At 70.1% G+C, this 13,143-nt stretch carries 8 protein-coding genes; all 8 read right to left on the reverse strand.

The annotated features are described in order from the left end of the window. Positions 1-78 precede the first annotated feature (78 nt). A complete protein-coding gene (locus tag AC07FJ_RS15415) occupies positions 79-702 on the reverse strand; it encodes a DUF3566 domain-containing protein (protein ID WP_479049202.1) in 624 nt (207 codons plus the stop codon). Positions 703-705: 3 nt separating this feature from the next. After that, positions 706-3,351, reverse strand: a complete 2,646-nt coding sequence (gene gyrA / locus AC07FJ_RS15420) for a DNA gyrase subunit A (protein ID WP_479049203.1) — start codon at positions 3,349-3,351, stop codon at positions 706-708. 41 nt (positions 3,352-3,392) lie between these two features. Next, on the reverse strand, positions 3,393-5,465 hold the full coding sequence (gene gyrB, locus AC07FJ_RS15425; protein WP_479049205.1) for a DNA topoisomerase (ATP-hydrolyzing) subunit B: 2,073 nt from the start codon (positions 5,463-5,465) through the stop codon (positions 3,393-3,395). 766 nt (positions 5,466-6,231) lie between these two features. After that, on the reverse strand, positions 6,232-6,828 hold the full coding sequence (locus AC07FJ_RS15430; RefSeq protein ID WP_479049207.1) for a DciA family protein: 597 nt from the start codon (positions 6,826-6,828) through the stop codon (positions 6,232-6,234). A gap of 5 nt (positions 6,829-6,833) precedes the next feature. Further along, a complete protein-coding gene (recF, locus tag AC07FJ_RS15435; RefSeq protein ID WP_479049209.1) occupies positions 6,834-7,955 on the reverse strand; it encodes a DNA replication/repair protein RecF in 1,122 nt (373 codons plus the stop codon). An 84-nt stretch (positions 7,956-8,039) separates the two neighbouring features. Continuing rightward, positions 8,040-8,918: a phosphogluconate dehydrogenase (NAD(+)-dependent, decarboxylating) gene (gene gnd / locus AC07FJ_RS15440; RefSeq protein WP_468286076.1), complete on the reverse strand. Its 879-nt coding sequence runs from the start codon at positions 8,916-8,918 to the stop codon at positions 8,040-8,042. Between the two features lie 174 nt (positions 8,919-9,092). Further along, positions 9,093-10,223 carry a DNA polymerase III subunit beta gene (gene dnaN / locus AC07FJ_RS15445; protein WP_355352164.1) on the reverse strand — a complete coding sequence of 377 codons (1,131 nt, stop codon included), beginning with the start codon at positions 10,221-10,223 and terminating at the stop codon, positions 9,093-9,095. 912 nt (positions 10,224-11,135) lie between these two features. Continuing rightward, the gene (gene dnaA / locus AC07FJ_RS15450) at positions 11,136-12,884 is read right to left on the reverse strand and encodes a chromosomal replication initiator protein DnaA (RefSeq protein ID WP_479049212.1); all 1,749 of its coding nucleotides are present in this window, start codon (positions 12,882-12,884) and stop codon (positions 11,136-11,138) included. Positions 12,885-13,143: the final 259 nt, after the last annotated feature.

The raw sequence follows: 13,143 nt of genomic DNA on the forward strand, positions 1-13,143 counted from the left end.
CGCCCGCGCTGACCTCTGAAGATTAGCGCACGGAGCGGCGAGTTCCCAAATCCGCGAACCTCCCGCCGGAGGGCCCGCTCACTCGTCCTCGGCGAGGGTGAGCTCGACGCCGCCCACGAAGCCCGCGGAGAGGTTGTAGATGAACGCGCCCAGCGTCGCCAGCGCGGTGGCCAGCACCACGTCGATGACCGCGATCACCGACGTGAACATGAGCACGCGCGGCAGCGAGAGGAAGGCCTGGAGGTCGAAGCCGTTGCTCTCGTTGGAGCCGGTGGCCTCGCTGATCGTGCCGCCGACGGTCGAGAAGACGCCCATGGCGTCCATGACCATCCACAGCACCGCGGCCGCCACCACCGTGCAGATGCCCAGCGCGATGGAGAGCAGGAAGCTCACCTTCATCACCGACCACGGGTCGGCCTTGGCCACCCGCAGCCTCGCCTTGCGCGTACGCGGCACGGTCTTCGCCTCGGGCCGGGGCTGACGCGCCCCGGCCGTACCGCCGCTGTTCTGCTGGGTGGCGTACGCCTGCGGCGGCTGGTACGGCTGTGACGCCTTCGCGGCCTTCTTCGGACCGGCGGGCCGCTCTCCGGGCAGTGGACCGTTGTCGTACGTGGTCACCGTAACCCCCTGGGAGTCCGTGGCAGGGCCACGGGCACCGTTCGCTCCGGAAGCGGCCGATCCGGCGCCCGTGGCTCCACTCACGCTTTACTCCTCGTGCTCCCCGGCCGGCGGCTCCGTACCGCCGGCGGCCTCGGCCGTCACTTCGGCCGTCACTTCGGTGCCTTCGACGGCACCCTCGGTCCCGTCGACCTCTTCGGTCCCGTCGACCTCTTCGGCCTCGCGACCCGCCTCGGCGTTACGTGCGATACCGACGACGGCATCGCGCTTGCCCAGGTTGATCAGTTGGACGCCCATGGTGTCACGGCCCGTCTCCCTGACTTCATTGACTCGCGTACGAATCACACCACCGGACAGCGTGATGGCGAGGATCTCGTCCGTCTCCTCGACCACCAGCGCGCCGACGAGCGAACCGCGGTCCTCCACGATCTTCGCAGCCTTGATGCCGAGGCCGCCACGCCCCTGGACGCGGTACTCGTCGACACGGGTGCGCTTCGCGTACCCGCCGTCCGTCGCGGTGAACACGAACGTACCCGGCCGGACGACGTTCATCGACAGCAGCTCGTCGCCTTCGCGGAAGCTCATGCCCTTTACGCCGGAGGTGGCACGCCCCATCGGGCGCAGGGCGTCGTCCGTCGCGGTGAACCGGATCGACTGCGCCTTCTTGGAGATCAGCAGCAGGTCGTCCTCGGCGGACACCAGCTCCGCGCCGATCAGCTCGTCGTCGCGGCCGTCCTCCGTCTCGCGGAGGTTGATCGCGATGACGCCACCGGAACGCGGCGAGTCGTAGTCCTTCAGCGCGGTCTTCTTCACCAGGCCGCCCTTGGTGGCGAGCACCAGGTACGGCGCGGCCTCGTAGTCGCGGATGGCGAGGATCTCGGCGATCTTCTCGTCCGGCTGGAAGGCCAGCAGGTTGGCGACGTGCTGGCCGCGCGCGTCCCGCCCGGCGTCGGGGAGCTCGTACGCCTTGGCGCGGTAGACCCGGCCCTTGTTGGTGAAGAACAGCAGCCAGTGGTGCGTCGTCGACACGAAGAAGTGGTCGACGATGTCGTCTTCCTTCAGCTTCGTACCGCGCACGCCCTTGCCGCCGCGCTTCTGCGAGCGGTAGTCCACCGTCTTCGTGCGCTTCACATAGCCGCCACGCGTGATCGTGACGACGATGTCCTCCTCGGCGATCAGGTCCTCGATGGACATGTCACCGTCGAAGGGCACCAGCTTGGAGCGGCGGTCGTCGCCGTACTTCTCGACGAGTGCCGCGAGCTCCTCGCTGACGATCTGGCGCTGGCGCGCCTCGGAGGCGAGGATCTCGTTGTACTCGTTGATCTTCGCCTGGAGCTCGTCGTGCTCGGCGACGATCTTCTGGCGCTCCAGGGCGGCGAGCCGGCGCAGCTGCATCTCGAGGATGGCGTTGGCCTGGATCTCGTCGATCTGCAGCAGGCCCATCAGGCCCTCGCGCGCGATCTCGACGGTGTCGCTGCGCCGGATCAGGGCGATGACCTCGTCGATGGCGTCGAGCGCCTTGAGCAGACCGCGCAGGATGTGGGCGCGCTCCTCCGCCTTGCGCAGGCGGAACCTCGTACGCCGGACGATGACCTCGATCTGGTGCGTCACCCAGTGGCGGATGAACGCGTCGAGCGAGAGCGTGCGCGGCACACCGTCGACGAGCGCCAGCATGTTGGCGCCGAAGTTCGTCTGGAGGTCGGTGTGCTTGTAGAGGTTGTTGAGGACGACCTTGGCGACCGCGTCCCGCTTGAGGACGATCACCAGCCGCTGGCCGGTCCGGGACGACGTCTCGTCGCGGACGTCCGCGATGCCGCCGATCTTGCCGTCCTTGACGAGGTCGGCGATCTTCTGCGCGAGGTTGTCCGGGTTGACCTGGTAGGGCAGCTCCGTGACCACCAGGCACTGGCGGTTCTGGATCTCCTCGACCTCGACGACCGCGCGCATGGTGATGGAGCCGCGACCCGTGCGGTACGCCTCCTCGATGCCCTTGCGCCCGACGACCAGGGCGCCGGACGGGAAGTCCGGGCCCTTGATCCGCTCGATCAGCGCGTCCAGGAGCTCCTCGTGCGTGGCCTCGGGGTGCTCCAGCGCCCACTGCGCACCGGCCGCGACCTCGCGGAGGTTGTGCGGCGGGATGTTGGTGGCCATGCCGACCGCGATGCCCGCGGAGCCGTTGACCAGGAGGTTCGGGAAGCGGGACGGCAGGACCGTCGGCTCCTGGTTGCGGCCGTCGTAGTTGTCCTGGAAGTCGACGGTCTCCTCGTCGATGTCCCGGAGCATCTCCATGGACAGCGGCATCATCTTGCACTCGGTGTACCGCATGGCGGCGGCCGGGTCGTTGCCCGGGGAACCGAAGTTGCCGTTGGAGTCCACCAGCGGCAGGCGCATCGACCACGGCTGGGCCAGGCGCACCAGCGCGTCGTAGATGGAGGTGTCGCCGTGCGGGTGGTACGTACCCATGACGTCGCCGACGACGCGGGCGCACTTGTAGAAGCCCTTCTCGGGGCGGTACCCGCCGTCGTACATCGCGTACAGCACGCGGCGGTGGACGGGCTTGAGGCCGTCCCGTACGTCCGGCAGCGCGCGGGACACGATGACGGACATCGCGTAGTCCAGGTACGAGCGCTGCATCTCGGTCTCGAGCCCGACGGGCTCGACGCGCAGGCCCACACCGGGGACGGCGGGCTCCTCTTCGGGCATCACGGGGGCAGGGGTGTTCTCGTCGGCCATTGCTGGTCTTCAGTCCTTTCGTACGGTCAGCTGAGACCGACTCAGATGTCGAGGAAGCGAACGTCCTTGGCGTTGCGCTGGATGAACGAGCGCCGCGCCTCCACGTCCTCACCCATCAGCACCGAGAACAGGTCGTCGGCCTGGGCCGCGTCGTCCAGCGTGACCTGGCCGAGCACCCGGTGGTCCTGGTCCATGGTGGTGATGCGCAGCTCCTCGGCGTTCATCTCGCCCAGACCCTTGAAGCGCTGGATCGAGTCCTCGCGGATGCGCTTGCCGTTCTGCTTGCCGAGCTCGACGAGCGCGTCGCGCTCACGGTCCGAGTAGGCGTACTCGAAGTCGTCCCGGCCCCACTTGATCTTGTACAGCGGCGGGCGCGACAGGTACACGTGCCCGGCCTCGACCAGCGGCCGCATGAAGCGGAAGAGGAAGGTCAGCAGCAGCGTGTTGATGTGCTGGCCGTCGACGTCGGCGTCCGCCATGAGGATGATCTTGTGGTAGCGGAGCTTGGAGATGTCGAAGTCCTCGTGGACCCCGGTGCCGAAGGCGGAGATCAGCGCCTGGACCTCGGTGTTCTGGAGGATCTTGTCGATCCGGGCCTTCTCGACGTTCAGGATCTTGCCGCGGATCGGCAGGATGGCCTGGTACTCGGGGTTGCGGCCGGACTTGGCCGAGCCGCCGGCGGAGTCGCCCTCGACGATGAAGATCTCGCACTTGGACGGGTCGTTCGACTGGCAGTCGGACAGCTTGCCCGGCAGGGACGCCGACTCCAGCAGGCCCTTGCGCCGGGTCAGGTCACGCGCCTTGCGGGCGGCGACGCGGGCGGTGGCGGCCTGGATCGACTTGCGGATGATGTCCGCGGCCTCGTTGGGGTTGCGGTCGAACCAGTCCGTCAGGTGCTCGTTGACGACCTTCTGGACGAACGTCTTCGCCTCGGTGTTGCCCAGCTTGGTCTTGGTCTGGCCCTCGAACTGCGGCTCGCCCAGCTTGACGGAGATGATCGCCGTCAGACCCTCGCGGATGTCCTCGCCGGTGAGGTTGTCGTCCTTCTCGCGCAGCAGCTTCTTGTCGCGCGCGTACCGGTTCACCAGACCGGTGAGCGCGGCGCGGAAGCCCTCTTCGTGCGTACCGCCCTCGTGGGTGTGGATGGTGTTCGCGAAGGAGTACACGCCCTCGGTGTACTGCGAGTTCCACTGCATGGCGATCTCGACCGAGAGCATGCGCTCCTTGTCCTCGGACTCCACCGCGATCACCGTAGGGTGGATGAGCTCGCCCTTGCGCGAGTTCAGGTACTTCACGAAGTCGACGATGCCGCCCTCGTAGTAGTACGAGACGGTGCGCGCCGGCGCCTCCTCGGCGGTCTCCGCCGCGTCGGGGTCGTCGGCGTTCATCGTCGCCTTGGCCGACTCGCGCTCGTCGGTCAGCGAGATCCGCAGGCCCTTGTTGAGGAAGGCCATCTCCTGGAAGCGGCGCGAGAGCGTCTCGAAGGAGTACTCGGTCGTCTCGAAGATGTCCGGGTCGGCCCAGAAGGTCACCGAGGTACCGGAGTCCTCGACCGCCTCGTGCTTGGCCAGCGGGGCGGTGGGCACGCCCAGCTTGTAGTCCTGGGTCCAGCGGAACCCGTCCCGCTTGATCTCCACGGAGACCCGCGACGACAGGGCGTTCACGACGGAGACACCCACGCCGTGCAGACCACCGGAGACGGCGTAACCGCCGCCGCCGAACTTGCCGCCCGCGTGCAGCACGGTGAGCACGACCTCGACGGCCGGCTTCTTCTCGACGGGGTGGATGTCCACGGGGATACCGCGCCCGTTGTCCACGACCTTGACGCCACCGTCCGCGAGGATGGTGACGTCGATGGTGTCCGCGTGCCCGGCCAGGGCCTCGTCGACGGAGTTGTCGACCACCTCGTACACCAGGTGGTGCAGTCCACGCTCGCCGGTCGACCCGATGTACATGCCGGGTCGCTTGCGGACCGCGTCCAGACCCTCGAGGACGGTGATCGCGCTGGCGTCGTACGACGACGAGGTTGGCGTCGTCGCGCCGGCAGCAGTGGACGGAATGTTCTCGTTGGGGTTGCCGGAATCGGCCACGAAGCGCCCTTTCTGGCACAGCACAAGCCGTCTCTCCGGGGGTCCGGGAGCGGCTGCGTCGTTCGACATGTTCCGCAGTGGGCGGGATTACCTACCAGTGTACCGGTGACGCCGACACTCATGGGGGTTTGCCGGTACCTGAGTACGCATGTGCCGCCCTGAACCGGCGCCCACCTACTCCCCATATCCGGGAAGGGGCTTCAAGAGGCTCACGCCGCCACTCAGCGCTTCGACCTGTCAACCTCCAGCGACGGTGACGGGGGCCTCACTCTTCGCGTCTGTCGCGGGGGCCACGGGGGTCTGGTGCGTGACCTCTGTGACCCCGGTGAGAGCGGGCGCGACGCCAGCTCGGCGGGCGCCCGGGGGGGGGGCGAGCGGGGTGGGGCTAGGGGGTCCGGGGGGGCGAGCGGGGTGGGGCTAGGGGGTCCGGCGTGGGCTCCGGACGCTCAGGGTTCCGGGGCCGCCGCGCCGACGAGGCCGGGCGGCCAGGGAGTGGCGCCGCCCGAGCGGGGCCCGGGGCCCGGGTGCCCAGGGCGCAGCCGTGGCTCCGGGCGCTCCGGCTGGGAGTCCGCGCCGCCCTGGCGGCCGCACAGCCCGGCAGGGCCGCAGGCCGAGCGGCTCCGGGTCCGGGGCGCACCCCCCGGCTTGGCGCCTCGCGGCAGCGAGGCATCCGGCCCGGCCGCGCAGCGGCGCGGGCCAGGGGGCCGGGGGCGGAGCCCCCGGTTACGGGACACGGGCCCCCACGCCGTCAGGCGTAGGGGGGAGGGGTGGGGGACAAGCGCCGGCCATGTCAGCCGTACGTGTCCCCCGGCCCCACGCTCCCCGGCGCCCGCAGCGGCCCGTACCCCCGCCGCGGCCCCCCGGGCCCCAGCACCTTGATCACCCGCACGGTCCCCTGCCCCAGGTCCTCGTTCAGCCGCGCCACCAGCCGCGGCGCCAGCAGCCGCAGCTGCGTCGCCCACGCCGTGGAGTCGCACTGCACCGTGAGCACCCGCTCCTCCGGGTCCTCGTCGTACCGCAGCGGTACGCAGTGCTTCGCCAGGTCCTCGCCCACGATCTGCGGCCACCGGCCCATCACACCGCCGACCGCCGCCGGCGTCTCCCACCCGCGCTCGGTGATCAGCCGGTTGATCGCGGCGCCCAGCGGCAGCGGATCGCGCCCGTCCGCCCGCGCGCCCGAGCGCAGGCCGCCGCCCCGCCGCGCCTGCTTCTTCTGCTGCGCCGCCGCGCCGCGCGCCTTCGCCTGCTCCTTCGCCGCGCGCAGCGCGACCCGCGCCAGGTCGACGCCCGACGGCTCCGGCACGGAAGGCCCGGGCAGAGGAGGCCCCGGTACAGAAGCCCCCGGCAAAGGAGACCCGGGCACGGAAGAGGGCCCGGGTACGGACATGCCCGTCACAACCGCTCCACCGTCCCCTCCGACACCGCGTACCTCACACCCGCCAGCACCCCCGGCACGTCATCGTCGACCGCCGCCGTCACCAGCACCTGCTCCCCCGGCGCCACCAGCTCCGCCAGCCGCTCGCGCCGCCGCGCGTCCAGCTCCGCGAAGACGTCGTCGAGGACGAGCACCGGCTCGTTGCCCTCACCGCGCAGCAGGTCGTACGAGGCCAGCCGCAGCGCCAGGGCGTAGGACCAGGACTCGCCGTGGCTGGCGTACCCCTTCGCGGGCAGCTCGCCCAGCTTGAGCACCAGATCGTCACGGTGGGGGCCCACCAGCGTGACGCCCCGCTCGATCTCCTGCTTGCGCACCTCGGCCAGCGCCGCGAGGAGCCCCTCGTACAGCGCCTCCCGCCCGTGCACCCCGGCGGCGACCGGCCCCCGGTACTCCAGCGACACCGGCCCGCCGCCCGGCGCGAGCTGCTCGTACGCCTTGTCGGCCAGCGGCTGCAGCGTCGCGACGAGGTCGAGCCGCTGCGCCAGCAGCTCCGCGCCCGTCCGCGCGAGGTGCTGGTCCCACACGTCCAGCGTGGAGAGGTCCATGGAGCGCCCGCCGTGCCGCCGCGCCATGGCCGCCGACTTCAGCAGGGTGTTGCGCTGCTTGAGCACCCGCTCGTAGTCGGAGCGCACCCCCGCCATCCGCGGCGAGCGCGCGGTGACCAGCTCGTCGAGGAAGCGCCGCCGCTCCCCCGGGTCGCCCTTGACGAGCGCCAGATCCTCCGGCGCGAAGAGCACGGTCCGTACGATGCCCAGCACATCCCGCGGCCTGACCTGCGAGGACCGGTTGATCCGGGCCCGGTTCGCCCGCCCCGGGTTGAGCTCCAGCTCGACGAGCTGCGACCGCTCGCCCTGCCGGACGGCCGCGCGGATGACGGCGCGCTCGGCCCCCATCCGTACCAGCGGAGCGTCGGACGAGACCCGGTGGCTGCCGAGCGTGGCGAGATAGCCGACCGCCTCGACGAGGTTGGTCTTGCCCTGGCCGTTCGCGCCGACGAAAACGCCGACGCCCGGCTCGAGCGGGACCTCGACCCGGGCGTACGAGCGGAAGTCGGCCAGCGACAGATGCGTGACGTGCATGATGTGCGCCGACCTTCCCCCGGCATGGCCGTGCACACCGAGGTGTGCACAGCCTGTGGATGCCTTTGTGCTGGTGCTGCTTCGCTAGTTCTTCTTCTCGACCGCGTGGCCACCGAACTGGTTGCGCAGCGCGGCGATCATCTTCATCTGCGGCGAGTCGTCCTGCCGGGACGCGAACCGCGCGAACAGCGACGCCGTGATCGCGGGCAGCGGCACCGCGTTGTCGATGGCGGCCTCGACGGTCCAGCGGCCCTCGCCGGAGTCCTGGGCGTAGCCGCGCAGCTGCTCCAGGTGCTCGTCCTCGTCCAGCGCGTTGACCGCGAGGTCGAGCAGCCAGGAACGGATGACCGTGCCCTGCTGCCAGGAGCGGAAGACCTCGCGCACGTCCGTGACGGAGTCGACGGCCTCCAGCAGCTCCCAGCCCTCGGCGTAGGCCTGCATCATGGCGTACTCGATGCCGTTGTGGACCATCTTCGCGAAGTGGCCGGCGCCGACCTTGCCCGCGTGGACGGAGCCGAACTCGCCCTCGGGCTTCAGCGCGTCGAAGATCGGCTGGACCTTCGCGACGTTCTCGGCGTCGCCGCCGTACATCAGCGCGTAGCCGTTCTCCAGGCCCCAGACGCCGCCGGAGACGCCGCAGTCGACGAAGCCGATGCCCTTGGCGGCCAGCTCCTCGGCGTGCTTCTCGTCATCCGTCCAGCGGGAGTTGCCGCCGTCGACGACCACGTCGCCGGGCGAGAGGAGCTCGGCGAGCTCGTCGATGGTGGACTGCGTCGCGGCGCCCGCGGGGACCATGACCCACACGACGCGCGGGCCCTTGAGCTTGCTCACAAGCTCCTCGAGGCTGTGGACATCGGCGAGGTCCGGGTTGCGGTCGTACCCGATGACGGTGTGACCGGCGCGGCGGATGCGCTCGCGCATGTTGCCGCCCATCTTGCCGAGACCGACGAGACCGAGCTCCATCAGACATTCCTCAATCGTTTGTGTGCCGAGTTCGTACCCGCGTCCGAGACTACGCCCGGACGCGGGTGCACACCTGTGGGGTCGGGCGCTCACTCGGCCGCTCGGCCGAGCGGCCCCCCTGCCCTGGGTCCGGCCCGCGGTTCGGCCCGCGGTTCGGCCCGCGGTTCGACCCGCTCAGCCGCTGAGGCGCACCGGCATGATCAGGTACTTGTACGCCTCGTCCGCCTCGGCGTCGACCGCCGGCTTCCCGCTCAGCAGCGCGGGCTTGGTGGACGTGGTGAAGGACAGCTGGGCGACCGGGGAGTCGATCGCGCTCAGGCCGTCCAGCAGGAAGGTCGGGTTGAAGGCGATCGAGATGTCGTCGCCCTCCAGCTGCGCGTCGACGCGCTCCACAGCCTGTGCGTCGTCGCTGGAACCGGCCTCCAGGATGAGGACGCCCTGCTCGAAGGTGAGCCGGACCGGAGTGTTCCGCTCGGCGACGAGGGCCACACGCTTGACGGCCTCGACGAACGGCGCGGTCTCGATCACCGCGACCGAGTTGAACTCCGTCGGGAAGAGCGTCCGGTACTTCGGCAGGTCGCCCTCGAGGAGACGGGTGGTGGTCCGCCGGCCGGCGCCCTCGAAACCGATGAGGCCCTCGCCCTTGCCGGAGCCCGACAGCGCCAGCGTGACCGTGTCGCCGCTGGTCAGCGACTTCGCGGTGTCCAGCAGCGTCTTGGCGGGCACCAGGGCGACGGCGGAGGCGTCCGGCGACTCCGGCTTCCACAGGAACTCGCGGACGGCGAAGCGGTAGCGGTCGGTGGACGCCAGCGTGACCGTGTCGCCCTCGATCTCGATCCGTACGCCGGTGAGGACGGGCAGCGTGTCGTCGCGGCCGGCCGCGATGGCGACCTGGGCGGCGGCGGAGGCGAAGACCTCGCCGGGCACGGTGCCGGTCGCGGACGGCATCTCCGGCAGCGCCGGGTACTCCTCCACAGGCAGGGTGTGGAGGGTGAAGCGGGAGGAGCCGCAGACCACGGTCGCCCGTACACCGTCTGTGGAAATCTCCACCGGGCGGTTGGGGAGGGCGCGGCAGATGTCGGCCAGCAGACGGCCGGAGACCAGGACGGTGCCGTCCTCCTCCACCTCGGCCTCGACCGAGACCCGCGCGGAGACCTCGTAGTCGAAGCTGGAGAAGCTGAGCGCGCCGTCCTCGGCCTTCAGAAGAAGGCCCGCGAGTACGGGCGCCGGCGGACGGGCCGGGAGGCTGCGGGCCACCCAGGCCACCGCCTCCGCGAGTACATCGCGCTCCACCCGGATCTTCACCGGAACCGCCTCCTGCTGTTGCTGGCTCTTCGTCGACTGCGAGAACCAGTCTGACGCACGCCGCGGACAGTCGGTGCGGCTCGGGGTCAAGTCGAGCCATGAGGCGGTTGGGGCTCCGGCGCCGAGTTGTGCACAGGGCCCTCTTCGAAGCGAATTCCCCGGTAACTCTAAGTGGGAGTAGTAGTAGGGCCTGTGGAAACCGTGGATAACGTCGTCCGCGCAGGTCAGGCCGCGTTTTTTGTCCACCGCCCCTGTGGGTGGAACCCGTGGACAACCGGGGGCGTCTGTGGACGCGCGGAAGTTGTGCACACGCGATGCACAGCACACACAGGGTTCTCCCCAGCGCCGTCCCCAGTTTTACCCAGCTTCCCCACAGCCCAATCCGGCATCTTCGTGTGACCGCTTTCACTCCGGCCGGTGAGCTCGGGTGTTGCGTTGCCGAACAGTGGACAGCGGTGTGGAGAAGCTGTGGACCATGGACCGTTACCTGTGGGCTGCCGGTGGACAACCGCGTCGACCGCCTGTGGAAGAAATCTTCGTCCACAGGCTGTGGAGAGCGCTCGGCCACAATTCCACAACCGGCTGACCTGGGGGAACGCGATACCAACAGGCTCGCCTGTGGACGCTGTCTGGACAACTCGACGATCCCCACCCTGTGGATCGAAGATCTCCCCCGAATCTGTGGAGAAGGGTCCCGGAGCCGTACGTATTCGAACAGCGGGGGGTCCGCAGCAGGGGCGGGCATGACGAAGGGCGCCCCCGGGACGGGTCCCAGGAGCGCCCTTGGAAGGGGTTTCCGCCGCGCTTCAGCCGCGCGCTTCAGCCCCGCGCAGCAGCCGTGCGCCGCGGCCGCGACCGCGGGGTGCCTCAGCCGCACCTCAGCCGCACCTCAGCGGTGCCGCCAGCGGTGCCTCAGCCGTTCTTGATGCGGTTCGTGAGCTCGGTGACCTGGTTGTAGATCGAGCGCCGCTCCGCCATGAGCGCACGGATCTTGCGGTCCGCGTGCATCACCGTCGTGTGGTCGCGGCCGCCGAACTGGGCGCCGATCTTCGGCAGCGACAGGTCGGTCAGCTCCCGGCACAGGTACATGGCGATCTGCCGGGCGGTGACCAGCACGCGGCTGCGCGACGAGCCGCACAGGTCCTCCACCGTCAGGCCGAAGTAGTCCGCGGTCGCCGCCATGATGGCGCCGGCCGTGATCTCGGGTGCCGCGTCCTCGCCGCCCGGGATGAGGTCCTTGAGGACGCTCTCGGTCAGGACCAGGTCCACCGGCTGCCGGTTCAGGCTGGCGAACGCCGTCACACGGATCAGCGCGCCCTCCAGCTCGCGGATGTTGCGCGAGATGCGGGAGGCGATGAACTCCAGGACCTCCGGCGGGGCGTTGAGCTGCTCCTGCACCGCCTTCTTGCGGAGGATCGCGATCCGCGTCTCCAGCTCCGGCGGCTGTACGTCGGTGGTCAGGCCCCACTCGAAGCGGTTGCGCAGCCGGTCCTCCAGCGTCATCAGCTGCTTGGGCGGCCGGTCGGAGGAGAGCACGATCTGCTTGTTGGCGTTGTGGAGCGTGTTGAAGGTGTGGAAGAACTCCTCCTGCGTCGACTCCTTGCTCGCCAGGAACTGGATGTCGTCGACGAGCAGGATGTCCACATCGCGGTAGCGCTTGCGGAAGGTGTCGCCCTTGCCGTCGCGGATGGAGTTGATGAACTCGTTGGTGAACTCCTCGGAGCTCACGTACCGCACACGCGTACCGGGGTACAGGCTCCGCGCGTAGTGGCCGATCGCGTGCAGCAGGTGCGTCTTGCCGAGGCCCGACTCGCCGTAGATGAAGAGCGGGTTGTACGCCTTGGCCGGCGCCTCCGCGACCGCGACGGCGGCCGCGTGCGCGAAGCGGTTCGACGAGCCGATGACGAAGGTGTCGAAGAGGTACTTGGGGTTGAGCCGCGCGTGCTGCTCACCGGGCCGCCCGCCTCCGGCCCCCGCGCCCCCTCCGGGCCCGGTGCCGCCCGTGCCTGACGAGCCGCCAGGGCCGGCCGAGCCCGGGTGGGACGGCGACTGCGGCTCCGGCATCTCGTGCCGCCCGTCGCGCTGGGGCTCGTACGGCGACGGTGCCCCGTGCTCGGAGCGCTGCGGGCCGCGGTAGTCATGGTGCGGCTGCTGGGGGCGGGGGCCGGCGTACGGGTCGCGCTCCTGGAAGCCGCCGAGGCGCTGCTGCTGCCAGGACAGGTCCTCCTGGGTGCGCGGCCAGGCGCCGGGCTCCGGGCGGTGCTGCTGGTACTCGGGGTAGGCCGGGCGCGCGGTCGGCAGCCCGTCGTCAGGCATCGGCCGGTGGCCGTAGTCGTCGTAGCGCGGCTGCTGCCGGCCGGGGGGCGCCGGAGGCGCGGGCGGCTCGCCCGCGGAGTCGTCGACGGTGATCGCGATCCGGATGGGGCGCCCGCACTCGCGGCTGAGCGTGTCGCTGATCAGCGGTGCGAGCCGGCCCTCCAGGACCCGCTTGCCCCACTCGTTGGGTACGGCGAGGAGCGCCGTGTCGGCCACCAGCGCGAGCGGCTGGCACCGCTCGACCCACTGCTTGTCCTTGGGCTCGATGCCTTGCTGGCCTTCACCGAGGAGCTGCTCGAGCACGCGTGGCCACACTGCGGCAAGATCAGCAGGTACGTCAGCCACAAGGCACGCTCTCTCACAGGTCCCACGAATGTGTGGTTCTCGGGACGGGACGGGACGGACAGGCAAGGACACAACGGAAAGAATCCGAGTTCAGCCACGGTAGTCGTGGCGGCTCACGTGGTTCAAGTTGTTGTCCACAGCCTGTGCACAGCGGGGCCCGGCGCGGTGCCGGTTTGACCGGATGGCGTAGCCGCGCGTACCGTAACCAGGTCGAGTTGTCGATGGCTGCTGCCGCCTGCCTCCGATGGGCAAAGATCAC

It is taken from the genome of Streptomyces sp. NPDC045998, from assembly GCF_056430285.1.

Bases quoted from the DNA above. Each gene is read 5' to 3' on its own strand.
- AC07FJ_RS15430 (WP_479049207.1), bottom strand. From the start codon at position 6,828: ATGTCCGTACCCGGGCCCTCTTCCGTGCCCGGGTCTCCTTTGCCGGGG.
- gyrA (WP_479049203.1), bottom strand. From the start codon at position 3,351: ATGGCCGACGAGAACACCCCTGCCCCCGTGATGCCCGAAGAGGAGCCC.
- gnd (WP_468286076.1), bottom strand. From the start codon at position 8,918: ATGGAGCTCGGTCTCGTCGGTCTCGGCAAGATGGGCGGCAACATGCGC.
- recF (WP_479049209.1), bottom strand. From the start codon at position 7,955: ATGCACGTCACGCATCTGTCGCTGGCCGACTTCCGCTCGTACGCCCGG.